The following is a 22,675-nucleotide window of genomic DNA, read 5'->3' as shown; positions in this document are numbered from 1 at the left end:
ATAATTCTTCCACTTTATATGAAACTCCTCTGAATTAAGATTTTGCTTCAATGAAAGGATTGTCATTATGGATTTAAAACAACTTGAGTACTTTGTAACCATTGTTAATGAAGGAACTATATCTGCTGCTGCAAAAAGACTTAATATGTCCCAGCCACCATTAAGCACCCATATGAAATTGATGGAAAATCAGCTTGGTTGTATTTTATTTGAACGAGGCTCAAGACATATTAAACTTACGGAAGCTGGGAGAATTCTGTACAGTAAAGCAAATAGTTTGCTAGACCTGTCCAAGTTTACACTACAGGAATTGGAAGCTTACAAGAAAGGAATCTCTGGGACACTGAGGGTAGGTGTTGTATCTTCCGTAGAAATTATTTTTCTTAATAAATTAATACTTCCCTTTCACAAGGAAAATCCTGATATACACTATGAAATATTCGAAGGGAACACATATGAACTGTTAGAGAAACTAAAAGCAAATAACTTAGACGTAGCAATTGTGAGAACACCTTTTATACTATCCTCATTCAAATATATAAATATATTAAAGGAATCCATGGTTGCAATTGGGAATCATAATTTTTTTAGAAACTGCTTAAATCCTGACAGTGTTACTCTTTCTGAACTGTCAGCTGTGCCTATCCTTTTATACCGAAGATGGGAATCTATTATTACAGATATGTTGGAACAAAAAAAGATTAAGTGGGATATCTTCTGTAAAAGCGATGATGCCAGAACTACTCTTCATTGGGCAAATGAAGGCTTAGGTGTGGGAATTGTACCAGAATCTGCAATAGGTTTTGCTGATAAGTCAAAAATAGCAATAAAAAGCATATCGGACAGCGACCTTCAGTCAACTATAGCAGCTGTATATAATCCAGATACCTATATTTCATCCACTACTAAACAATTTTTAAAATCTATTGGCCGTATATAATAGGGCTACTTCTAGAGTAACCCTATTATATATTGTTAATACTTACCTACCATCTCCCAATCTCTTTCTATGCCTGGTTCTCCACTTTCCCAATTTGCTGGAACTGCAAGATTAGTCTTTTTGCTGTATTGCAATGCTTCAACAATTCTTATAATCTCATTAATATTTCTTCCAACAGAAGGTGGATTTATAAATATTGCTTGAATGACACCTTCCGGATCTATTATAAAAGTGGCTCTGTAAGTAAATCCTTCTTTCTCATTTAAAACACCATATTTTTTTGACACTTCCTGTGATCTATCCGATAAAAGAGGAAAATTGATTTTTCTACCTGATGGTGAAACCTGTGTAAATATTTTGTGCGAATATATGCTATCAGTGCTTATGCCAAGTACCGCTGTATTTAATCTTCTAAATTTATTCATTTTAGCAGCAACTGCTGCAAGTTCTGTAGGTCAAACAAATGTAAAGTCAGAGGCATAAAAAAATAGTACTGTCCATCTCCCTCTCTGGCCGCTAAGACTTATCTTGATTCTCTCGCCTCCAAGAACACCTTCTAAATTAAAGTCAGGAGCTAGGCTCCCAATTTTAAGACAGTTCAGTGGTGCATCTGTCAATCTTTCTGTTAAACTTTCTCTTTCACCTCCATCCTGATGAAAATGAGGTATAGAGTTATACCAACAATAATTTGGAAACTGTTGATGATGATATTTCATTGCTTCCTCCTGAAGAAATTCTTTCTGTATCATATTATGTATTCTAAAGCCGAAATGAACACCACCTTAACAGAAAGAGTTTATAAAATATCCTGTTCTCTGAATAGACTTAAAACCGCTGCATCGTAGTCGTATAATCTTTCTGATTTCCTAATTTTTTTTGCATACTTTGCATTATCAGAAAACATAGGAATGATATAAAACCATAATTCTTTCATTTTAAATAACACATTCCTATCTCCAAAAAGTATTCCTTTATAATCTTCATAAATTTTATCATGAAAGTCTTTTAATAATTCTTTTTCCAGTTTAGTATTATTTTTAATATCACTAATCATTCCTGGATTGGCTAGCAGCCCCCTGCCAATCATTAAAGTTTCTACACTATGGAAATCAGCAGAAAACTCCTTGTAATCTTTCACTGTAAAAATGTCGCCATTATAGCAAACAGGATTTCTACTTAAAATCAATGCATCTCTAAAAATCTTCAGATTAGGCTTATTTTTATAAAAATCTTTTTGAATTCTAGGATGAATTATAAGCTCTTCTATAGGATATTTGTTAAATATCTCAATTAAATTGTAAAATTCTTCCGGCTGGTCTTTTCCTATTCTAGTTTTTATTGAAATCTTTGTTATTGAATGAGAAAAAATTTCCTCCAAAAATTCATCAAGTTCTTTTGTTTTTGAAAGAAATCCAGATCCTCTATTTTTTGAAACTACAGTTCCAGAAGGACATCCCAAATTTAAATTGATCTCATTATACCCCAATTGCTTTATTTTCTTTGAAGTATGTACAAAATCTTTTGCATTATTTGTTAGTAATTGTGGAATCAAAGTTAACCCTTCATTATTTTCAGGTAAAATATCATTTAATTCCCGTGTCTTAAAGCTGTTACTTTGATTTGCAACAATAAAAGGTGAAAAGTATTTATCTATGTTATTAAAAAAAGCATTATGGGCATTTCTGTAAATGTACCCAGTCAAGCCTTCCATAGGTGCAAAATAAAAATTCATAATATCTAAAAGCTCCTTTATTTAAGTGGTATTATTACCACATTTATTTGTCAATCCTACTTCCACGGCAATACTACTGTCTTCACGTGGGATGTGTATTAGGAAACACTGCCTTATATATTATACATTATTTCATATTCATTATGGAGAATATATTTTAGATTATCCACCTATAATATCCAATATAAGAATAGTACGTAACATTACTACAAATAATATTAAAAGAAGCTTCAAAAAAATATAGGTGAGGTGTTAGCATGATTGATAAATCTAAAGTTATAAAGGTAAAGAAAAATCCTCAGGGAGATATAACTGATGTAATGCTTGAAAATGGAAATGTATATTCAATAGACGAGGCAATAATGATGGCAAAGGACCATTTAATTGAGGATGTAAATGTTGGGAAATCAAAAAATGGTAGAGAGTACTTGAGAAGCAATCCTAACGGAGATGAAGGTGATAACCTAGAAAACAAACCAATTTTTTAAGTTTTAAGTGGGGTATGTATTACAATGAAGTAGATGGTATTCATTGCAGTTTGTTGAAGAACAATGCCCATCACAAGCAATTGTTCTTCAACATTCTTGGAAAGGAGGTAGAGTCATAGTATAATCTTTAAAATCCACTAGTTATATTTTGTATAGTTGTCTCTGTAACATCTCTTATTCTATAGGTGCCATAAGTATTCTACCTGTTCCGCGGTACACATTAACTAATCCTTCACCTGAAACTGCAGAACCAATTAAACTTTTACTGGACTTTTCAACTCTAAAATCAAGTGAGTCAGACCATGCAATAGCATAGTTTCCATCAATTCTAACTTCATCATTTTCAAGTAAAAATTCTATAAGTTCATCTCTTGGTACAGGACTTTCTAATACAGCAATTCCTTCACCTTTAAGGCATAAGTTGAATAAGCCTTCTCTTCCCAGCACCGCTGAAGAAAGATTAGTTCTAGCTACTACCTTTTGTTGAACCTTCGATTCACAAGCAAGAAAAAGACCATCATCTAGTACTATTCCACCCCACTGTGAAACCTCTTCAAGTAAAATGTGTTTATATGTAGGTTCTAACATTAACAAACCATTTCCTTGATATTTAGGCTTAATTGCAGATTCTTTTGTTACCTTAGAAGATAAAGCTTTACCAAATAAGTCACCAAATCCTTTAACATCTGCAGCCATACTAACAGCTCCTGAAGTCCACTGCATTGCTCCCGCACTAATTGTATAAGCATTACCTTTTAATTCAATCAAAACCTGTCTCTTTCTAACATTCATTTCTGAAGCAAAATATGCAGCCACAGCATTTGTAGCATTCACACTTAAATCTTTCTTATACTCAAGTACCTTTACATCTCCTCTAGTTTCTACTACTTCTATATTTTTATTTTCATAGAGATTTTTACATGTTACCATTTCAATTTTCCTCCTCTTATAAGTTACTACTGATTATTATACATTTTAATACATTTATGGTAAAATAATTATATGGTATATATTCTGAAAATTCAACTTAATTAAACTTAAAGCTGATATTACCATTACTTAGATTTAACCAAAACCCTTAAGTTTATCCTATGACTACCCGCTCAATGCTGCTATCTGATTCACATTTCCACTTCATAATGGAAATGTAGGGCATACTTTAGATTACTTATAAACAAGAAAGGAGATTAAATGGAATTTATAGAATTGCATGTATCAGATTTTAACAATATAAAAAATATATTAGAAACTAATGATGATACAACTGTAACTATGGTTGGTTCTTCTAAAGTAGGAATAACAATAATGAATGAGGACGCCAGTACGGAATTATTTATAGCAAGTTATTACCCAAAGAATTTGGTTATTCGGAGAATTAGTGTACATAATAGGAGGAAGGGAATTTTTACCAAAGTGTTGGATGAATTAAAGAAAATTGCTAAAGAAAATGGATTTAAACGTATAACAGTACAATCGGTTATTGCACGTGAAATGGCTAAGTGCTGTATTAAAAATGGATTGAAGGTAGATAGCAACTATATGTATCCATTTAAACCGTTAGAAGGAATACAAATAGGTTGTGCTTATGTATTGGAGGTTCAATAATCATTGATGTTCTTGGATTTAAATGATCATCAAGGGGATCTAGTATTAAATTCTATTAGGAACCATGTTAGATAGAAAAAAGAGGTACACTATACCCTGTAGGACAGACGCGGTTTACCTCTTTTTATCTAATTATTTAATTTGCATTACCATATTATCTTCTTTATACTTAATGCTTCTTGGAGCCTATTAATTTCTTCACAAAACTCAGAGATTCCATTAATAATAGTAATTTTTCTAGGCTGTATTACATTTTTATGTTCAATATCATTTGCCATTGTTTGATAAATAAGTATCAGTTGTGCCAATTCTTCGTCAGACAAGTTTAAATGCCCCTCTTTTATACAGTATTGAGTAAGTAAGTAACTAATATGTTCTAATGAATAAAATGCTGGCCACATAGTTTCGAGTATTTCTTCATTATTAGGAATCTCTCCCAAGGCTGTATTATAAGCCATTTTAAAGTTCATAAAATCTATTTCCATCTTTTCTTTTATAATGCTTGTATCATTTTCATTTCTATTAAATGCTAAAAAAACTAATACTCTAGCATGACTGCGTAATAATTTAGCCATTAAATCTGGTAATCTGCTAGATGCTGATTTACGTCCAATAATATATGTTCCAATTAATCCAATTAGAGATCCAACAACTATATCTGTAATACGAGCTGTAGCAAAATAAGTTACATTATGAATTTGAGTGGAATTTTCTGCTATTAGTATAGAATTTGGTGTAATAAATATTGCTGCTAATGCATAATTCTTTGAAATAGCAAGTTCTATTAATGCTGTTAAACACATATTAACTACAACTACCATAAAGCCTTGTGGTTGAAAACTTAAAATAATTATAGCTAAAGCTATACCAATCATAGTCCCAACTGAACGTTGAATTGCTCTATGAAAAGTTGCCATAATAGTTGAACCACACATAACTGCAGCACATGATAAAGTAATCCAATATGGTCTTGTAAATGGCAAATTAAATGCTATTATTGCTGATATTGAAAGTACAATTCCATATCTAATTGAATTAACAAACACTATAGAATCTTTATTAAAAGCTTTGCTAAACTTTATGGCTGATGATGGTTTAGAAATTTCAATACTGTGCCCGATATATTTTATCGGTAAATTCATTATAGCTTCAATATCATATATTATCTCCAAAATCTTATGATACTTTTTATCTAACTGGACTTTTAGTTTTTCTAATTCAATTGTTTCTTCATTCTTCAAATTAATCCCTGTTGATAATTTTCTTATCATACCAATAAGTTCTTTAGGTAATTTATTTTTACTATTTGAATGGAGCTCAAGCATTTCTAAAAACATTTTATTAGCATAGTTATTTAAAAGAAATAATCGATTAAACAAAAATGAAATTTTCCACGGCATATATCCTATTGTAAGAATTTCTTCTGATTCCTTTAAAGCATTGACAGTTCTATTTCTCACATTACTGATATCTTCACTGCCAATATCTTCAGCGAATTCTGCCAAAGCCAAATACAATCCTTTGATTTTTCTTAATTCAGGACCATGAGGATTAAAAAAGTACCCTATCATACTAACTATCCATGAAAACATACTACTAACAAATACAACAGCAATAAAGATAGGTATTTCTGATTGATCAATTTTAATTCCTGTTGTCATCGTAAAGCTTAATACAAAAAACACTGCTGCAGGTCCAGGTATGTTAAATATACCAAAAATAAAAGTTGCAATTATTCCAATTAAACCTACTATTAATATTATAAGTGATGGATAAGGTGCAGTTAAAGTTCCCAGTGTAACTGAAAGTGTAATACCAATAGCAATAAAAAATATTTTTTTTACCCGTTGAGCATATGGCTCATTAAAAACATATAAATAAGTAAATCCACCTATTGCTCCTAATAATCCAAAACGCATTTGATTTAATAAAAGTCCAATAATTACTGGAAAGCCTCCACATAGAGCGGCACTTATTGCCTTTTCCCAAGGAAAAGGATTTTTATTTAGTCTAAATGCTTGTTTTATTATACCTTTATACATATTTACTCATCCTTTGTTTTTTATTCCTTTAATCTAAGTTCATCATCATTTTTTCTAATGTTTGATTAAAAATTTTAAGCTCCTCTTTACTAATATTATTTATAGCTTCCAATTCTATTCTCTTAGCAGCCTCATACCACTTAGGATACATTTCATAAGCTTTTTCAGTTAATTTTATATGCCTTTCACGTTTGTCATTTCCTTCTCTTCTGATTACAAGTCCCATTTCCTCCATTCTAGCTAAAGTCCTTGTAATAGTTGGAGCTTCTACTCCAAGATATTTACATAATTCAATTTGTGTACATTCCCCTTTTTTATGTAAGTATACTACAATTCCCCACTGTGACGAGTATAACCCAAGTGGGGAGATTTTTTCATTTAATCTCTTCGTAAAACTCCTTGCTAATTGATTTACATTATGACCATACAAAATCATTTTTCCACCTCCGATTACTTACCTAGGTAAGTATATCATTTTAAATAATAATAATCAAATTATAGTTTATTAGTCAGATATTCAAAAATTCCTCTTCGTTTAAAAATTTTATATTCTGTCCTTTTGCATTTAAATCTGTTGCCTTTTTGAGCTTATTACTCATTTCTTCTCTACGTAAATCTTTTATATCTTTCATATTAGTCACTAAAATTGTTGTCTTTTTTGTAACAGAGCTTCCAGTCGTCCCTCCAAGCCTTCTAACTAATCTCATAGCTTCATCTCTAGTCATAGAGTTTAATCTTCCGGTAAATACAACCACTTCATTTTTAAATCCATCATTTTCTGTCTTTTCAAATATAGTTTCTATTTTAGGATAATAAATTCTATTAGATGTTTTAAGGCACCTTCCTTTAGTTGATGATGGTTTATACCCACTGCTGTCTATTGTTCCAATAGTTACACCTATTAATTTAGATATTTCATTAATATCACTACACCTTAATTCTTCAGATATATTAAGCAATATATTACTACAGGCAAGGGCATCATATAGTGCATCGTGGTGCTTAAACTTATATCCTAAAAAATCATTCACTGCATTCAATTTTGCATTTTCAATTCCTTTATAAAAGTTTCTAGCAAGTTTCATTGTGCAAATATACTTAAACTCCGGCAGCTCTATATCATAAAGTTCTGCACTCTTTCTTAAAACCGATATATCAAAGGAAGCATTGTGTGCTATCACTAAGCTATTATTGAAATATTGCTTAATTCTCTCCCATACTTTATCAAACTCAGGTTCATTCTCGACCATACCTGGTCTTATTCCATGGATTCCAATATTAATTGGCATAAATCTCATTTCCTTAGGCCTTATCAAATGATGTATTTTTTCTACAACATGTCCATTTTTCACAACAGCAATACCAATTGAACATGCACTGTTTCTTTTTTCATTTGCAGTCTCAAAATCTATAGCTATAAAATTCATTTATCTTCTCCTCAATAGTAATAAATAATACTACTTTACATATTCGGTAACTAAATCAGTAAAAAGTATACCTTCTAAATGGTCTATTTCATGGCTGAAACATTTTGCCAAATCTCCTGTACCAGTCAACGTAATTTCCTCTCCATTTTCATTTAATGCTAATACTGTTACTTTCGCAGGTCTTATTAATTTTCCCCATTTATTTGGAATACTCAAACAACCTTCTATAACTTCTTGTGTTCCTTCTTGTCTAATTATCTTTGGATTTACTAATTTTATAAGTCCTTGTCCCATATCAATTACAACTAATCGCTTCAATATGCCTACTTGCGGCGCAGCTAATCCCGCACCATTCTTTGTATTATACATGGTATCAGCCATATCATTTAATATTTGCCTTATTCTATCATCTACAACTTCAACTGCCTTACTCTTTTTTCTTAATATTTCATCATCAAACATTCTAATTTGCCTTAATGCCATTTAAACCACACCTCTGCTTTGCTTCGCCCTAGATTTTCTTTCACTTTCTTCAAAAAGAAAAACTTCCTCTATTGTACTACGGAATACTTTAGCAATGTCGTAAGCCAACCATATAGATGGTTCAAACTTTTCTGTTTCAATAGCAATAATTGCTTGTCTTGATACACCTACAAGTTCACCTAATTGTTCTTGGGTTAGCCCTAACTCTTCACGAAATTGTTTCAATTTATTTTTCATTAAATATCACTCCTGTAATGTTTACCTTACATTAACAATATAATATTACTTTACTTTTATGTCAAGCTAACCTTATTATGTCAAGCTAACCTTACATAATAGGTTGAACCTATTTTACTCTATGAAACATCTGATGAGCTTTTTTACACCTTGTAGGCTAAATAACAAAAATATGATACAGCAAATTTAAATATCTCAACCGAAAAAATAAAATTTGTTGAATTTTATCACCAATGGTAATAAAATCAAATTGCACCCTTTTTATTGGTAACAGATCCCAACATCTTAGAAATATTTAATATACTTTGATGACTTCAGCATTATGACAACTCTATGAGACATGGAAGTGCCATATTTATAATATGTTATCCATTATGACAATTAATATATACAATAAAATTTTATTTAAAGAAATGAGGGTTTTTATGAGTTTTTTAGAAACAAAGAAGTTATATAGAATTGAAATTACAGAGAGATGTTATTACTACCCACCAATGTGCGGAACAGGTGCTGCAATGCCATCATTTGAATCAGTTAATAAAAATGGTAATTGGGATTCAATACCTAATGGAATTAAGGGCTGGGTCATTGAAAAGTTTAGGAAAAAATATTTTAGACCAGATGAAAATCAAGAAGGAATAGACTTATTTACACCTGCAAATCAGCCGATTGTTTTAATTCCTTATGATAAAATAGAAGGACATTATAAAAAGATATAGGAACTGAATAATTATTATCCGTATTCTGAAAATTTATCCTTTTTTAGTTTGCAATCTTCTCAAGTTGTGACGGAATTGTAAGAAAGGCGTACTAATAATAAAGTTATACGCCTTTTTTATTTTGATTTGCTCCTCTTTTCCCACAATTAAAAACGCTTGTTATATTTAAACAAAAGGTATGATATATACTAATTATATTTTGTTTAATTCCTGGATTCTCTAAGTGATAGTAACATAAAAGTTAAGCATACTATTATTGACCAAATAATAGCGAATATGTTTTCATTAATTGTTGCTTTCGTTAGGCCTCCTTCAGCCATATTATTAACTATATTATTCATTATAAGCAAACGTAATATATTAAATCCTATAGAATTCATAATAGTCAATATTACGAAGCTCAACACCAAAAATAATCTTTTATAATTAAATAAATAATTAAAATTAGATTGAATTTTTGATAACAACTTGTACTTTGGAATAATCAAGAAATATAAAAATATTGTTGAAATAATTATGCTTATAATAAAGCTTAAATAAGGAAGATTGTTTGCATGGAATGCATTTATAGCATATATATAGTTTGTTGAAAATAGAGAAAAAGTGGTTATTAGCTGCTGAATAAAAGAAATTAGTATATATCCACCGAGAAGCCACACTACTCCTTTAAGATATATTGGACTTTGTGTTTATTTTTGTAAACTCACTGCTAAGTAATTCTACTGATCCAAGTCTGCTAGAAGCAACATAAAAAGCTTCTTCTTCAGTTAATTCTTTTTCCTTTAAAATCTCTATTTCATCTAATAAATGACTTTCTAATTCCTCGATATCAGAATTTGTAAACGAATTACTATTAGATAATTTTTGTTTCCAGATTTCTATTGAATCTTTTAATCGGAACATAAAGAGCACCCCCAAATATTATTTAAAGTAGTATTGACTATTTTCCATTGAGATTTCTCAGTTCTTAAAGCTTCTAAACCTAACGCTGTTATTTTGTAGTATTTTCTTTTTCTTCCATCAATGGTTTTCCATTCACTTTCAACCAATCCATTCTCACATAATTTTTTTAATACAGGGTATAGCATCCCATCCTTCCATATGATATTACTGTCTGAAAGTTCTTGGATATTCTTTATAATCTCATAGCCATAACTTTCTTTTTTAGATAATAATGAAAGTATAAGTGGTCTTGATGATGCAGCTATTAAATCTTTAGAAATCAAAATCACACCCCCTTACATAGAAGATCTATGTAAGTATTATACATAGATCTTCTATGTATGTCAAATAAAGTATACAATCATATATGATCCACTCAGCTATACCCGATAAAATCAGTAGATTTATACAAATACATTGAAAAAGGATTTTCCGTTTATAATTTATTAAATGATATTGCGGAATATTCTTATGAAGTAACGAAACTGTAAGAAAATGCAAATAGAAAAATGGGAGGGGTTATTTATATGAAAAAATATCAGTATAAATGTGTATGCATTATTGGCAGTGGTGAAAGAACAACAAGAATACTTAATGAATATGGACAGCAGGGTTGGGAATTAGTAACTACATGTTATGTTTGACATTATTTTAAGAGAGAAATTCAAAGTTAGTTTACTTCGTAATATTCAAAAGGGAAAAAATCCACTACCTACACCGTTTTAAAAAAATTAAGCAGTCAAGAGGCTGATGAACTGAAAAATCTAATTGACAGCTATAAGGAGGATTAAAAATGGAGCTTTTCTCAAAGGATTTATTTGTTTATATTGTCAACATGAGCATTACCTCAAGTTATGTGATTTTGTTTATTCTTGCTATACGAATGTTTTTAAAAAAAGCTCCTAAAACTTTTTCCTACATAAAAAAGAATTACAGCACATCGCTACTATCTCTGGCGGCAAGTAAAAAAATGATAAAAATCAGACCTATTGCCTTTGGGGAAACCAACACTAAGACAAGGATTAAGAATGTACTTAATTACAAAAAGCCTGTTTTTTGGGTAGTTCTAGCATCAACAATTACTGTTGAAGGCGTCAGTATTGCACTTATGACAAATCCAATAAACATTTCAACAGATGAAAAGGATTTTGCAAATAAAATATATGAATACAGAACACCGTATGTGGAAAATAACAGCAAGGTAGTTAATATAGCAAAAGAACTGCCTGTACCAGAAGCCTTAAATTTTACAAAAGTGCAGCTTTTTACGGACAAAGAACCCTATAGTTTGCATATAACTTATCAAACAACAAAAAAAATTCAAAGATCTTTTTTAGAAACAGGCAATCAGAGTACTTTCGATCAAAATGCTGCTATAATGTTTGCTTTAATTGGTAATGTGGATCAGATAAACTTTATTTTAAGTGACGGCAATAATGAACAGCTACTCCAACGAACTAGAGCTTGGACAAATAATACTATGGCTAAAGATCTTTGGAAAAGCTCTGATACTGCTCAGGGATTTACCACTCTGTATAATGAAATCATGAGTAAATTTATAACCTATGATTCCCTTTATCCTTTATTGAACAGCGGCAAAAAAACAAATATTCAGAGTGTAAATGATGTTCCACCAGTATCCAGTTATGAAAAGGTAGATACTAATGATGAGGTTTACTATATCTATACTAAAGGTCGAAAATACTATGTAGAAAAACCTTATCAGTTCGTAAGCGAGATTACAGAAGAAATCTATGGAAAGATTCACTGGCTACTTGTCTCTCTAAACCGCTATGAAGATATTAAACAGGAATTATCTCTAGACGCAAAAAAATATTCCGTACAAAAGACTCTCGGGGACAGTTGCATTCTTGACAGTGATAGCGTAATCAATTCTAGGGCTGAAATAGCAGATAAATTTATTGCTGACACTAAAAAGGGAAACAAATCATCTCTTAAAATTGTTCATCCAAGAACAGATGGATATACAATTATCACCAAAGTAATTTATGATGGTAAAAACTATTATGGAGTGGCATATTATTCTAAGAATTCTCTTACAGGGAAAGACAACTATTATTATCAGTTTAAATATAAATATCTAAAAATATTTGATCTATCAGGCTACAAATTTGTTTATTTATTAGAAGATAATAACTTAACATTTGGGGATATTGACAAAAGCTTAATGTCCCAATACACCAAAAATGTCCAAAAGTCCAATGCTGGTATAGATTTCTATTCTCTTTGTACTTTTAATCGTTAGACATACAGTGATTTCAATTTATAGATGTACATTTTTTATGGTGAGCTTATTAATTGTAATTCTGTTTTTATTGATATATAATGTTATGAAGTGAACCTTGAATCAGGTTGGGTTTATCTACGCCCCTGAGGCTTTGCCCGTTAAATGCCATTTACGCATTTAACCCCCACCTGATTCTTAGTTGAACGAATCTAGGGAGGTAGCCGCTCTTTACTACCTTTTTCAGAAAAGAGAGTATTAGAGCGGCTAGTCATCGGATAAATACCAAAAGTCTTCTGCAAGAGAGCAGATTTCTACTGCTGGGTGTATTAAAATATGTGACTAAAGGAGTAAACTAATATGAAATTATTTGATAAGCTATTTTCTAAAAAACCTAAATCAATTTATAGATCTATTCAAGAAGGCAACATAAATGAAATAGAAAATCACTTAAAGGACACTAAAAATTTAGATGCTGACACTAACCTTGACAGTCTGCTTCATTATACTATTAACAACTGTGAAAGTAACTATTTTAAAACAATTGAATTTTTACTAGATAGGGGTGCTGATGTTAACAGCCATCATAGCAAACTCTTAGAAACTCCACTTCACAGACTCTGTGCAAGGGCAAAGCCTCAACTAGATGTGATAACCATGTTATTAGAAAGAGGAGCGGATGTTAATGGAACAAACTCATCCGGCAAAACTCCTGTATTTTATTGTAGTTTTAATTACTCAGTGGAACTTCTGAATCTTCTTGTAAAATATGGAGCGGACATAAATATAAAAGATAATCAGGGCAATACACTTCTCCATGATGACTATATTAACTGCTTTGATGAATATTTTGAAGAGTTTTTAAAATCTCTTATAAGTATGGGCCTTGATATAAATTCAAAAAACTCTTTGGGATTTACCCCTTTGGATCTTTGCGAAAATGAAGAAATTAATGAGATTTTAATAAAGTTCGGCGGAGAATATAAGTAGATTTCAATAACTTGATCTATATATCACTTATTTATATATACAACAAGAACTTAGATATATTTGAATTTATACAAATATATCTAAGTTCTTACTTTCTTTATTAATTTACACATTTCTCATATGTTTTCCTTTTTATAATCTAAATTTAATTATATACCTTATCTAATGAAAGTAACGTTATTTTAGCTAATTTCCTGTATGCTCCAAGTTGAGATAACTGTATTGTTTCCTAGAATAGCTATTCCATAAGCTGTACCTGTTACCGGATTATCTCTAAATAAACTTCCTCCTGCTACTATATTTACTTTTTCTTTGCATCCAATCATTGATCTTAATACCATTCTTATTTCAGCTTCACAGTCAGCCTCACAACCTCTTGGTAATGGTGCTGGCGGTGGAAGAAAGTTTATTTTAGAGCATCTACTAGATTCAAATAGTGGACCCTCACCAATAAGAGTTACTGCTATTATCTTATAAATACTAATTGCATAAGTTTTATTATCTTTCAAATTACTTAGTATCAAGACACCTTTAGAAAGTTTAGTTGGTATTCCTATTGCTGAGCCTTTATCCTCATAGTTAACTTCTATGGACGAATTGGGGAATAATTTCATAATTTGCATTATAACATTTTTCATTTGAGAAGTGCATGCCCATCGAACACCATCTCCTGATTGTCCTTGAGGTCCTGGACAACCTTGATCTCCTTTTGCTCCTCTTGGTCCTGGATCGCCTTTTTCTCCTTTTGCCCCTGGACATCCTGGATCGCCCTTTGCTCCCATTGGTCCTGGTGGCCCCATTACACCTGGATCTCCCTTATCTCCTTTTGGTCCTGGTGGCCCCATTACGCCTGGATCTCCCTTATCTCCTTTTGGTCCTGGTGGCCCCATTACGCCTGGATCTCCCTTATCTCCTTTTGGTCCTAGTGGCCCCATTACGCCTGGATCTCCCTTATCTCCTTTTGATCCTGGTGGCCCCATTACGCCTGGATCTCCCTTATCTCCTTTTGATCCTGGTGGCCCCATTACGCCTGGATTTCCCTTATCTCCTTTTGGTCCTGAGCAGCCTGGGTCTCCTTTTTCTCCCTTTGGTCCTTGGCAACCGGGATCTCCTTTTTCTCCCTTTGGTCCTGGACATCCTGGATCGCCTTGAGGACCTTTAGAACCAGTTTTTCCACAAATTGTTATAGATTTATAGCAACAATCATCCTTTGGTTTATCGTGACAATCGTCCTTTTCTTTTTCATAACAATCATCCTTTTCTTTTTCATGACAATCATCTTTTAGTTTATGATCCTGTTTAGAATTCTCTATACAACAAGTATCTGCCTCGATCTCAGCCATAGAATTATCACCAGTCTCATCTAATTCCGTTTCATAGACTTGAAATTCTTCTCTTTTATGTTTATCAAGGTCTCTATGGCTACTTCTTGAGTGATGAGATCTCTTACGCTTTGTCATATATCTTTCTCCTCCTTTTTACCGAACTTTATACAGTATACATAAAATGATATAAAATAAATATTAATAGAGTAGGATTTAGTTAGCTTAGGAAATTCCTACTTAATACATAGTATGGTGTTTTATCGAGATTGCTCCAAACTTAAAAAATGTTAACACAAATAATTTCTCTATTCACCAAAAATATAAAAAGTACCTACAGCAACTATTGAACTGCAAGTACTTTTTTCTTGAATAAGTGTAAATTCCTATACGAACTTCTTTTTTACCCATCTTGAACTACAAAGATATAACATTGGAGAATAGTACATATAAAATTGAATTACATCACCAATCTTAAATTCTTGCTCACTATCTTCTATATCAACTATCAAATGATCACTACTGCCCCCAACAATCTCTACCCCTTCATCACAAGGAATAAGTCTATCCTCCTGCATAAAATCCTGCTTACCAACTGCCAGTAATGCCTTTCTTCTTACACCTCTGTCTTCATAAATAGGTTTATTACCAAAGGCATCTAAATATAATTCTCCAATTGGGTATGTAGGCTTATCTTTTATTTCTATTATTTGTGCCTTAAGTATAAATGCATCCTGATGCATACCAGTCACTTTGGTACCCCATAGATCTGGTAAATCTCTATTTACAAGCATAGCTTCTCCTATTCTCAAGTGGTTAATGCCAGAGGGCATATCACCATTAAAGAGAAGTGGCAGAGAAGTAGTGCCGCCTCCTGACACTATTTCAAGTTTTCTTCCTATAAGCTCCCTTATAGTATCAGCTAATTCAGTAACCTTATTAAGATTTTCTGAAGTAGGTTTTACAGAACCATAACAGCTTAAGTTTGTACCTATCCCCATTAATTTTACATACTTAAGGTTATTTTCTATGTGCAGTGCCTGATCTATAAGTTCCTTTCTACTGACAAAACCCTCTCTAAGATCTCCAACATCATACATTAGTACAACGCCATGTTGCTTTTTTTCCTTTTCACAGGCCTTTTCAATAAGCTCAATGGTCTGCCATTCCGAATTCAAGCTTATGTCTGCAAACTTAACTAATTCCTCAATCTCGCTTTCCATTGGCAGCCTAATAAGCATAGTCCTTATTTTAAAATCTTTTTCTTTCAATTGTGTTAACTGTTCCAATCGGGAACTTGCTATATGAGCGCACCCGGCTCGTGCAAACTCTTTTGCTACAGAGTCCATTCCATTAACTCCTTTTATTATACCAGATACGCTAATTCCCTTTTCCCTACACTTATCTACGATTATCTTAGCATTTTCATATATTTTATTTAAATTTATTTCAAGCAAAGGGTATTTATCCTTTGTATTCATAACAATTACACCTCATTTTTCACTGTAACTAACGATTTTCTTCTAGCAAAGGAAATAAAGTGCTAGGTACACTTAATCCCTAACACTTTATGTAAAAAATATATTATTGTACTTCTACTGAATTTGTTGCATCTGTAACAAATTTATCTATGCTCTTGTCCTTTGTAAGTCTGTCTATTGTTTTATTTATTGATTCTAGTAAATCTGTGCTACCTTTTTTAACTGCAATAGCAGAACCATCAACTTCATTCTTTACTTTTATATCTGATATAAGTAAGTCTTTATTAGCATTTACATTAGAAGTTGCTACTGGTAATTCTACTATTACTGCATCAACTCTATTATTTTTTAATGATAGAACTAAGTCTGATATTTTTGGAAGTGCTACAGCTTTAGAAGCTGGTAATTGGTTTTTAGCTATATCTTCTTGTGTTGTTCCCTTTTGTACTCCAACATTTTTATCTTTTAAATCATCTATAGATTTAATCTTATCTTTGTCAGCAGCTCTAACTACTACGCTTTGAACAGCTTGATAATATACATTAGAAAAGTCTACATTTTTCTTTCTCTCTTCAGTTGGATTCATTCCTGCTACTATTATATCAATATTTCCTTGATCTAATGCAGCAAGTAATCCATCAAACTTCATATCTTTTATTTCAAGCTGAACACCAAGGTCCTTTGCAATTTCTTTTGCGATTTCAACATCAAAACCTACAATCTCATCCTTACCACTTGTTGATTTATGGAATTCATATGGCGGATAATCTGCACTAGTTCCGATTACAAGCTTACCGTTTTTCTTAATTTTCTCCATTGTCGCAGACTGAGCCTTCTCCTTTGCTCCATCCGTTGATGCATTTTGTTTATTTCCACAAGCAGTGAAAGCAGCCATTGTTGCTACTACTAAGGAAATGCTTACGATTTTCTTTAGCGTATTTTTTAACATTTTTAGTTTCCCCCTACCTCTTTTGGTAATTGTATTTATATAAGCTATTATACATTTTATAGCGTAATTATACAAGGCCCTTCATACCTTTAGAAAGTAAAATGCAAGAAATATGTTTCTTCCCCTTACATTATGCTTCATTTTTGCCATTACAGATTTATTTTATTAACCTTTTCATTTATACAACAACTGCTGCAGGACTTTGTTCTTCATATTTAAGAGTTAAGAATTGTTTTATACTTTTAGCTTTAAACACTGACGAAGGTAAGGAAAAAATTCCATGCTAAAAATATTAATCCTTAATGTACTAAAAAAAGTGCGGCACAAGGCCACACTTTCTTTAGTTAAATCTATTTTTTTAAACTTGCTCCATTCGTAGCTATAACTTCTTTATACCAATTAAAGCTTTTTTTCTTATATCTTTCTAAAGTACCACTTCCATCATCATTTCTATCTACATATATAAAGCCATATCTCTTTTTAAGTTCAGCAGTTGATGCACTAACTAAGTCTATACATCCCCAGGTAGTATATCCCATAAGGTCAACACCATCTTCAATTGCCTCAGCTACTTGAACTAAATGGTCGTTTAAGTAATTAATTCTGTAGTCATCATTTACAGTCTTATTTCCATTTTCATCAGTTATTAATTGATCCACAGCCCCTAACCCATTTTCAACTATAAATAATGGTTTTTGATATCTGTCATATAATAGATTAAGTATATATCTTAACCCTTCTGGATCTATCTGCCATCCCCACTCTGAAGCCTCTAAGTATGGGTTTGGTATCCCACCAATAAGATTACCTTCGCCTGCTTTATTCTTTTCTGGATCCGATGTTGTACAGGAACTCATGTAATAGCTAAAAGAAATGAAATCCACTGTATTTTTTAATATTTCTTTATCACCAGGTTCCATTTTAATTTCTATTTTATTTTCCCTGAAGAATCTATTCATATATTTTGGATATTCTCCTCTTGCATGAACATCCGCAAAGAAAAGATTTTGTCTGTCTTGTTCCATTGCCTTAAGTACATCACCTGGCTTAGGAGTTAATGGATAGTTTGGCACTCCAAGAATCATACATCCAATTTTAAACTGTGGGTTTATTTCATGACCAATTTTTACTGCCAATGCACTTGAAACTAATTCATGATGCATAGCTTGATACAAGTCTTGTTTACTCAATTTCTCCATTGGTGTCCATACACCAGCACTCATATAAGGGAAATGCAATGCTGAGTTTATTTCATTAAAAGTTAGCCAATACTTTACCTTATCCTTGTATCTAGTAAATATTGTTCTTACATAGTTCTCAAAAAAACCTATAAGCTTTCTGTTAACCCACCCATCATAATTCTTAGCAAGTGCCAATGGTGTCTCATAATGTGAAATTGTAACTAAAGGCTCAATTCCATACTTAGCTAATTCATCAAATACATTATCATAAAATTGTAGTCCTTTTTCATTCGGCTCTTTATCATCACCATTTGGGAATATTCTTGACCATGCAATTGATAATCTAAAGGTTTTAAAGCCCATTTCAGCAAATAACTTTATATCTTCCTTATATCTATGGTAAAAATCAATACCAATAAGCTTCATATTATTCTCTGTTGGTTCCTCAGTTATAGGTCCCTTTATACCTTTGGGCATTATATCCTGAATTGATAACCCTTTGCCATCTTCATTATATGCACCTTCAAATTGGTTAGCAGCTGTAGCTCCTCCCCATAAAAATCCTTCTGGAAACTTAATTGACATAATTATTCCTCCTGCTCCTATAATTAATAATAGATTGAATTTTAATCCTTAGTATTTACTAGAATTATTATTTTACAATAAATTCGCTTAATAATTTACAATAAACTGAACCCTAAGCATAAGGCAACAGCTGCATTATGCTTAGGGTTCAGTTTATTCTCATTAAATCATCACTGTTAACAAATCCTGCTTATAATCAATATTTTTTGTATCAGCTTCAATAACATCTAAATATTTATCAGAATTAGTAATTACTACAGGTGTTGTTAATTATAACTAGTAATTCCCAATATGCCCATACTACCAAACATATATAATTTACTTCCCATCAAACCTAGAACAGCACCACCTATTGCTCCTCCGATACAGCTTATAATGAACGGTTTCTTCCTTGGTAATGTGTACCATAGATTGCTGGTTCTGTAACACCAAAAATTCCTGAAACAAAGGCTGGTATACATAATGATTTTAACTTAGCATTCTTTGTTTTAATTAAAATAGCTAGAACTACACCTATTTGAGCAAAGGAAGCTCCAAACATAAGCGCTAAAACTGGATCATATTTAAATACTGCTAAATTATTTATTAATATAGGCACTAATCCCCAGATTAATACGATGTTTTTAATAGATCATATAATAATTAATCTTTTTTTATATTCTGTTTCTTGCAAAGAGTGTATATATTTCCCTGGTGTTGTGTTTGTAAACTCGTAGAAATCCTTGATCATGTGAGACTGATCGTAATACCCCAATTCTATAGCAAGTTCTGTGAGATTAGCATCGAATATCTCTTTATTAGAATCATTTAGGTTGCTCAGAAGATACTGAAACCTCATTAATTTGCAAAATACTTTTGGTGATAAGCCAAACTGCTCTGAAAACATCTTATTTATATATCGAACTGAATATCCTGCTTTATCTGCAAGTTCATTAACCTTAATCTGCCCTGCTGTTTCTATTATACTACTGATCATCAACTCCCTTAAATCTTTATGTTTATTTGTTGTTTCATAATATTTGTAAAGCTTCAAATATTTATTCATAAATACTTGTATTTGATAATTAAAGTCTCTACAAGAAGTAATTTGTTCGAACAAATCCTTATCATTGATAACCTCCAACAGTGGAATTTCCTGTTCCACAAGATCCGCCATAGTGATATGTTTAAACTTGAATGAATTTCCTGGTAAAAACCGTACTCCAAAATAATATTTATTTTTTTCATTATTCACTAACTTTGGATGAAGAACTGTTCCGCATACATGTGCGTATGGTTCTTTTTCATCACAACAAAACAAAATATCAATACATCCATCCGGTACTGCAATAATGGAATTTTCTATGGCATCATCTTTCTGAAAGCAATAAAAATGAGAGATTCCTTGATTCATCACAACAGCTTTATAATACCGTGATGTAGCCATCACAAAATATGGTTGTTTAGGACATATAATCATATCTTTGGGCTCCAAAATCATACTTTCACCTTCTCATCTTTATTATTCATAACGAAACTACTTTTATCAATTAATCAATTTTATTAGTTTTTTTTAACATATTGTTATTATATCATTGATATTTTTAATATACCATTAATAAATTTAACTATATTATAAAAATCCAAACTAGCTATAGCTAGATTGATAAATTTGATTAAGGCTACCAAGCATTGCCCTGATAGCCCTATAATTTTTGTTATTTATTAAGCACTGTGTCTACTATTACAAATTTACTGAAGGAATTTTAACTTACTCTACCCTTGATCCAATAACTGCATCCACCTCTAGCTCAACTAACTGAGTAGGACGGTTAAGCATATGAGTTCCAACAACTGTGAAAAGAGGCTTAATATCATGAAAAATTTCTGAATAGGCTTTAGCAATCTCCGGTGCATATTTCATATCTGTTGCATATCCCTTTATTTTTATAACCTCTTCTTTTTTAGAGCCTGCTTTTTCTAATAAATTCACCAACTTTTCAAGAATATATTTTGTTTGTTCGTAGGCACTTCCTTCTCCATAAACTGTACCATCTGGCTGCACAGCTGTAGTTCCTCCGATATAAATAAAAGGTCCAACTTTAACCATACGAGAATATCCTGTTTTTTCTTCTAATGGTGCTCCTGATGAATAGTTTGTTCTAGTTAATTCCATATAAATTCTCCTTCTTGAAAATATTAAATTTTTGCTTTGAATCTATCATAACGAAAAGCACTTAAATCAAGAGATGGCTTCCCTTCTACTACCATTTCAGATAAAAGCATACCTACCGTTGGAGATATTCCAAATCCATGGCCTGAAAATGCACTTGCAAGTATAAGTCCTGGAACTTCTTCTACAAAGCTTATAACTGGTACATGATCTACACAGTCATCTATCCAACCTGCCCAGGTACGTACAATTTTTGCATCCTGAAGTACCGGAAAATACTTCAGGATACCACGGCAGATAGCGGATGATGTAATACTGGATGTAGTTGGTGTTCCATTATCTTTATTAAAAGCTTCATACCCGGAGGAACCTCCAAAAACAAAGGACCCATGCTTACTTTGATGACCATAAAAGTCCGCTGCTGCAGTACCTAACATTTGATAAAACATAGGAGGCTGCGCTTCTGTAACTAGAACCTCCAATAAAACCTTATTCATAGGAATGTCAATTCCAAAGGTAGAAGCTATTTTACGGCTTTCATAGCCCGCAGCAAGAATAATATTTTCTCCTTCATATACATTATTTAGAGTTACTACCTGCCTCGCTTTTCCCTTTATTTTCTTTATCTCAATAACCTCTTCCCCAGTTATGAAACGTACTCCTAATTGTCTTCCTTTACGGTAATACGCTAGAGTTGTTAGCAATGGATTTGCATGTCCATCAGTAGGACACCAGCTTGCACCAATAACTTCTTCTGAAAGATATGGGCAAATCTTTCTGGCCTCATCACCGGAAATCATTCTTACATCTAGGCCGCAATCACTGGCATTCTTGCTAAGATTATTTAAAATATTAATATGCTCTTCTGTTTTACCAAGTCTTAAATTACCATCTTGATAATATTCCACATCCATCTCAAGTTCCTCTGACAATGTTGGCCATAGATTTTTTACTCCATACATGGCAAGGGGAAGCTCTCTTTTGTCACGTCCTGACTGACGGACTCCTCCACCATTTCTTGTGGAACCTCCATCACCAATACTGTCGCTTTTCTCGAGGACAATAACAGAACAGCCTTTTTTCGCTAAATAGTATGCTGCAGCATTGCCAATTACGCCACTTCCGATAATTATTACATCAGCACAATTTTTCATG

The 22,675-nt window shown here is 32.0% G+C and carries 24 protein-coding genes and 1 pseudogene; 7 read left to right on the top strand and 18 right to left on the bottom strand.

From position 1 onward, the window contains the following. Positions 1-67 precede the first annotated feature (67 nt). Entirely contained in the window at positions 68-940 is an 873-nt protein-coding gene (locus tag CLMAG_RS19470; RefSeq protein ID WP_066626485.1) for a LysR family transcriptional regulator, read from the top strand. A 35-nt stretch (positions 941-975) separates the two neighbouring features. On the opposite strand, the gene CLMAG_RS33865 is transcribed toward CLMAG_RS19470, so the two are convergent. Then, on the bottom strand, positions 976-1,656 hold the full coding sequence (locus tag CLMAG_RS33865) for a peroxiredoxin (RefSeq protein WP_242873098.1): 681 nt from the start codon (positions 1,654-1,656) through the stop codon (positions 976-978). Between the two features lie 80 nt (positions 1,657-1,736). Next, the gene (locus CLMAG_RS19455) at positions 1,737-2,672 is read right to left on the bottom strand and encodes a tRNA dihydrouridine synthase (protein ID WP_066626476.1); all 936 of its coding nucleotides are present in this window, start codon (positions 2,670-2,672) and stop codon (positions 1,737-1,739) included. A gap of 257 nt (positions 2,673-2,929) precedes the next feature. Between CLMAG_RS19455 and CLMAG_RS19450 the strand changes: the two genes are divergently transcribed. After that, positions 2,930-3,160 (top strand): DUF3892 domain-containing protein, encoded by a 231-nt coding sequence (locus CLMAG_RS19450; RefSeq protein WP_066626475.1) that lies wholly within the window; start codon positions 2,930-2,932, stop codon positions 3,158-3,160. Positions 3,161-3,334: 174 nt separating this feature from the next. Here CLMAG_RS19450 and CLMAG_RS19445 read toward each other — a convergent pair whose 3' ends face one another. Beyond that, positions 3,335-4,090 carry an AIM24 family protein gene (locus tag CLMAG_RS19445; RefSeq protein WP_066626471.1) on the bottom strand — a complete coding sequence of 252 codons (756 nt, stop codon included), beginning with the start codon at positions 4,088-4,090 and terminating at the stop codon, positions 3,335-3,337. A gap of 261 nt (positions 4,091-4,351) precedes the next feature. On the opposite strand from CLMAG_RS19445, the gene CLMAG_RS19440 reads away from it, so the two are divergent. Further along, positions 4,352-4,765: a GNAT family N-acetyltransferase gene (locus CLMAG_RS19440; protein WP_066626470.1), complete on the top strand. Its 414-nt coding sequence runs from the start codon at positions 4,352-4,354 to the stop codon at positions 4,763-4,765. 146 nt (positions 4,766-4,911) lie between these two features. Here the strand turns inward: CLMAG_RS19440 and CLMAG_RS19435 are convergent, their stop codons facing one another. The 5 genes from CLMAG_RS19435 to CLMAG_RS19415 form a co-directional block, all read right to left on the bottom strand. Further along, a complete protein-coding gene (locus tag CLMAG_RS19435; RefSeq protein WP_066626469.1) occupies positions 4,912-6,807 on the bottom strand; it encodes an FUSC family protein in 1,896 nt (631 codons plus the stop codon). 28 nt (positions 6,808-6,835) lie between these two features. Next, on the bottom strand, positions 6,836-7,243 hold the full coding sequence (locus tag CLMAG_RS19430; RefSeq protein ID WP_066626468.1) for a MarR family winged helix-turn-helix transcriptional regulator: 408 nt from the start codon (positions 7,241-7,243) through the stop codon (positions 6,836-6,838). Between the two features lie 73 nt (positions 7,244-7,316). Continuing rightward, the gene (locus tag CLMAG_RS19425) at positions 7,317-8,234 is read right to left on the bottom strand and encodes an exonuclease domain-containing protein (protein ID WP_066626467.1); all 918 of its coding nucleotides are present in this window, start codon (positions 8,232-8,234) and stop codon (positions 7,317-7,319) included. A 30-nt stretch (positions 8,235-8,264) separates the two neighbouring features. After that, entirely contained in the window at positions 8,265-8,717 is a 453-nt protein-coding gene (gene def, locus CLMAG_RS19420; protein WP_066626465.1) for a peptide deformylase, read from the bottom strand. Beyond that, on the bottom strand, positions 8,718-8,954 hold the full coding sequence (locus CLMAG_RS19415; RefSeq protein WP_066626463.1) for a helix-turn-helix transcriptional regulator: 237 nt from the start codon (positions 8,952-8,954) through the stop codon (positions 8,718-8,720). Between the two features lie 425 nt (positions 8,955-9,379). On the opposite strand from CLMAG_RS19415, the gene CLMAG_RS19410 reads away from it, so the two are divergent. Beyond that, the gene (locus CLMAG_RS19410) at positions 9,380-9,673 is read left to right on the top strand and encodes a hypothetical protein (RefSeq protein WP_201787665.1); all 294 of its coding nucleotides are present in this window, start codon (positions 9,380-9,382) and stop codon (positions 9,671-9,673) included. 666 nt (positions 9,674-10,339) lie between these two features. Here the strand turns inward: CLMAG_RS19410 and CLMAG_RS19400 are convergent. Further along, positions 10,340-10,576, bottom strand: a complete 237-nt coding sequence (locus CLMAG_RS19400) for a permease prefix domain 1-containing protein (protein ID WP_066626456.1) — start codon at positions 10,574-10,576, stop codon at positions 10,340-10,342. Then, a complete protein-coding gene (locus CLMAG_RS19395) occupies positions 10,564-10,899 on the bottom strand; it encodes a PadR family transcriptional regulator (protein ID WP_066626454.1) in 336 nt (111 codons plus the stop codon). Before CLMAG_RS19395 ends, CLMAG_RS19400 begins: the two co-directional genes overlap by 13 nt. Positions 10,900-11,142: 243 nt before the next feature. Between CLMAG_RS19395 and CLMAG_RS31895 the strand changes: the two genes are divergently transcribed. The 3 genes from CLMAG_RS31895 (at position 11,143) to CLMAG_RS19385 (ending at position 13,850) form a co-directional block, all read left to right on the top strand. After that, positions 11,143-11,259: a DUF4177 domain-containing protein gene (locus tag CLMAG_RS31895; RefSeq protein WP_073393079.1), complete on the top strand. Its 117-nt coding sequence runs from the start codon at positions 11,143-11,145 to the stop codon at positions 11,257-11,259. Positions 11,260-11,408: 149 nt separating this feature from the next. Then, the gene (locus CLMAG_RS19390) at positions 11,409-12,881 is read left to right on the top strand and encodes a DUF5301 domain-containing protein (RefSeq protein WP_066626452.1); all 1,473 of its coding nucleotides are present in this window, start codon (positions 11,409-11,411) and stop codon (positions 12,879-12,881) included. Positions 12,882-13,220: 339 nt separating this feature from the next. Then, positions 13,221-13,850, top strand: a complete 630-nt coding sequence (locus CLMAG_RS19385) for an ankyrin repeat domain-containing protein (RefSeq protein ID WP_066626450.1) — start codon at positions 13,221-13,223, stop codon at positions 13,848-13,850. A 182-nt stretch (positions 13,851-14,032) separates the two neighbouring features. Here CLMAG_RS19385 and CLMAG_RS19380 read toward each other — a convergent pair whose 3' ends face one another. The 8 genes and pseudogenes from CLMAG_RS19380 to CLMAG_RS19345 all read right to left on the bottom strand — a co-directional run bounded on the left by CLMAG_RS19380 (position 14,033) and on the right by CLMAG_RS19345 (position 22,674). Next, positions 14,033-15,310 (bottom strand): collagen-like domain-containing protein, encoded by a 1,278-nt coding sequence (locus tag CLMAG_RS19380; protein ID WP_066626449.1) that lies wholly within the window; start codon positions 15,308-15,310, stop codon positions 14,033-14,035. A 248-nt stretch (positions 15,311-15,558) separates the two neighbouring features. Then, positions 15,559-16,653 carry an alanine/ornithine racemase family PLP-dependent enzyme gene (locus tag CLMAG_RS19375; protein WP_066626448.1) on the bottom strand — a complete coding sequence of 365 codons (1,095 nt, stop codon included), beginning with the start codon at positions 16,651-16,653 and terminating at the stop codon, positions 15,559-15,561. A gap of 103 nt (positions 16,654-16,756) precedes the next feature. Continuing rightward, positions 16,757-17,602 carry an ABC transporter substrate-binding protein gene (locus tag CLMAG_RS19370; protein ID WP_066626447.1) on the bottom strand — a complete coding sequence of 282 codons (846 nt, stop codon included), beginning with the start codon at positions 17,600-17,602 and terminating at the stop codon, positions 16,757-16,759. A 350-nt stretch (positions 17,603-17,952) separates the two neighbouring features. Then, the gene (locus tag CLMAG_RS19365) at positions 17,953-19,368 is read right to left on the bottom strand and encodes a glycoside hydrolase family 1 protein (protein ID WP_066626446.1); all 1,416 of its coding nucleotides are present in this window, start codon (positions 19,366-19,368) and stop codon (positions 17,953-17,955) included. A gap of 272 nt (positions 19,369-19,640) precedes the next feature. Further along, positions 19,641-19,981, bottom strand: a pseudogene (locus CLMAG_RS19360) (PTS transporter subunit EIIC); the annotation flags it as partial. A gap of 18 nt (positions 19,982-19,999) precedes the next feature. Further along, positions 20,000-20,848 (bottom strand): helix-turn-helix domain-containing protein, encoded by an 849-nt coding sequence (locus tag CLMAG_RS19355; RefSeq protein WP_066626439.1) that lies wholly within the window; start codon positions 20,846-20,848, stop codon positions 20,000-20,002. A gap of 270 nt (positions 20,849-21,118) precedes the next feature. Continuing rightward, positions 21,119-21,523 (bottom strand): Rid family hydrolase, encoded by a 405-nt coding sequence (locus tag CLMAG_RS19350; protein WP_066626437.1) that lies wholly within the window; start codon positions 21,521-21,523, stop codon positions 21,119-21,121. A gap of 23 nt (positions 21,524-21,546) precedes the next feature. Continuing rightward, positions 21,547-22,674, bottom strand: a complete 1,128-nt coding sequence (locus tag CLMAG_RS19345; protein ID WP_066626435.1) for an NAD(P)/FAD-dependent oxidoreductase — start codon at positions 22,672-22,674, stop codon at positions 21,547-21,549. Between the last annotated feature and the right edge of the window lies 1 nt (position 22,675).

The organism is Clostridium magnum DSM 2767, assembly GCF_001623875.1.
Lineage (GTDB): Bacteria > Bacillota > Clostridia > Clostridiales > Clostridiaceae > Clostridium_AM > Clostridium_AM magnum.
The sequence above is the reverse complement of the archived record's forward strand: the minus strand, read 5'-3'. Positions and strand labels throughout refer to the sequence as shown.

What these genes read in the sequence shown, in the direction of transcription:
- CLMAG_RS19470 (WP_066626485.1), top strand. Translation starts at nt 68, where the DNA reads ATGGATTTAAAACAACTTGAGTACTTTGTAACCATTGTTAATGAAGGA.
- CLMAG_RS19455 (WP_066626476.1), bottom strand. Translation starts at nt 2,672, where the DNA reads ATGAATTTTTATTTTGCACCTATGGAAGGCTTGACTGGGTACATTTAC.
- CLMAG_RS19450 (WP_066626475.1), top strand. Translation starts at nt 2,930, where the DNA reads ATGATTGATAAATCTAAAGTTATAAAGGTAAAGAAAAATCCTCAGGGA.
- CLMAG_RS19445 (WP_066626471.1), bottom strand. Translation starts at nt 4,090, where the DNA reads ATGGTAACATGTAAAAATCTCTATGAAAATAAAAATATAGAAGTAGTA.
- CLMAG_RS19440 (WP_066626470.1), top strand. Translation starts at nt 4,352, where the DNA reads ATGGAATTTATAGAATTGCATGTATCAGATTTTAACAATATAAAAAAT.
- CLMAG_RS19435 (WP_066626469.1), bottom strand. Translation starts at nt 6,807, where the DNA reads ATGTATAAAGGTATAATAAAACAAGCATTTAGACTAAATAAAAATCCT.
- CLMAG_RS19430 (WP_066626468.1), bottom strand. Translation starts at nt 7,243, where the DNA reads ATGATTTTGTATGGTCATAATGTAAATCAATTAGCAAGGAGTTTTACG.
- CLMAG_RS19425 (WP_066626467.1), bottom strand. Translation starts at nt 8,234, where the DNA reads ATGAATTTTATAGCTATAGATTTTGAGACTGCAAATGAAAAAAGAAAC.
- def (WP_066626465.1), bottom strand. Translation starts at nt 8,717, where the DNA reads ATGGCATTAAGGCAAATTAGAATGTTTGATGATGAAATATTAAGAAAA.
- CLMAG_RS19415 (WP_066626463.1), bottom strand. Translation starts at nt 8,954, where the DNA reads ATGAAAAATAAATTGAAACAATTTCGTGAAGAGTTAGGGCTAACCCAA.
- CLMAG_RS19410 (WP_201787665.1), top strand. Translation starts at nt 9,380, where the DNA reads ATGAGTTTTTTAGAAACAAAGAAGTTATATAGAATTGAAATTACAGAG.
- CLMAG_RS19400 (WP_066626456.1), bottom strand. Translation starts at nt 10,576, where the DNA reads ATGTTCCGATTAAAAGATTCAATAGAAATCTGGAAACAAAAATTATCT.
- CLMAG_RS31895 (WP_073393079.1), top strand. Translation starts at nt 11,143, where the DNA reads ATGAAAAAATATCAGTATAAATGTGTATGCATTATTGGCAGTGGTGAA.
- CLMAG_RS19390 (WP_066626452.1), top strand. Translation starts at nt 11,409, where the DNA reads ATGGAGCTTTTCTCAAAGGATTTATTTGTTTATATTGTCAACATGAGC.
- CLMAG_RS19385 (WP_066626450.1), top strand. Translation starts at nt 13,221, where the DNA reads ATGAAATTATTTGATAAGCTATTTTCTAAAAAACCTAAATCAATTTAT.
- CLMAG_RS19380 (WP_066626449.1), bottom strand. Translation starts at nt 15,310, where the DNA reads ATGACAAAGCGTAAGAGATCTCATCACTCAAGAAGTAGCCATAGAGAC.
- CLMAG_RS19375 (WP_066626448.1), bottom strand. Translation starts at nt 16,653, where the DNA reads ATGAATACAAAGGATAAATACCCTTTGCTTGAAATAAATTTAAATAAA.
- CLMAG_RS19370 (WP_066626447.1), bottom strand. Translation starts at nt 17,602, where the DNA reads ATGTTAAAAAATACGCTAAAGAAAATCGTAAGCATTTCCTTAGTAGTA.
- CLMAG_RS19365 (WP_066626446.1), bottom strand. Translation starts at nt 19,368, where the DNA reads ATGTCAATTAAGTTTCCAGAAGGATTTTTATGGGGAGGAGCTACAGCT.
- CLMAG_RS19355 (WP_066626439.1), bottom strand. Translation starts at nt 20,848, where the DNA reads ATGATTTTGGAGCCCAAAGATATGATTATATGTCCTAAACAACCATAT.
- CLMAG_RS19350 (WP_066626437.1), bottom strand. Translation starts at nt 21,523, where the DNA reads ATGGAATTAACTAGAACAAACTATTCATCAGGAGCACCATTAGAAGAA.
- CLMAG_RS19345 (WP_066626435.1), bottom strand. Translation starts at nt 22,674, where the DNA reads ATGAAAAATTGTGCTGATGTAATAATTATCGGAAGTGGCGTAATTGGC.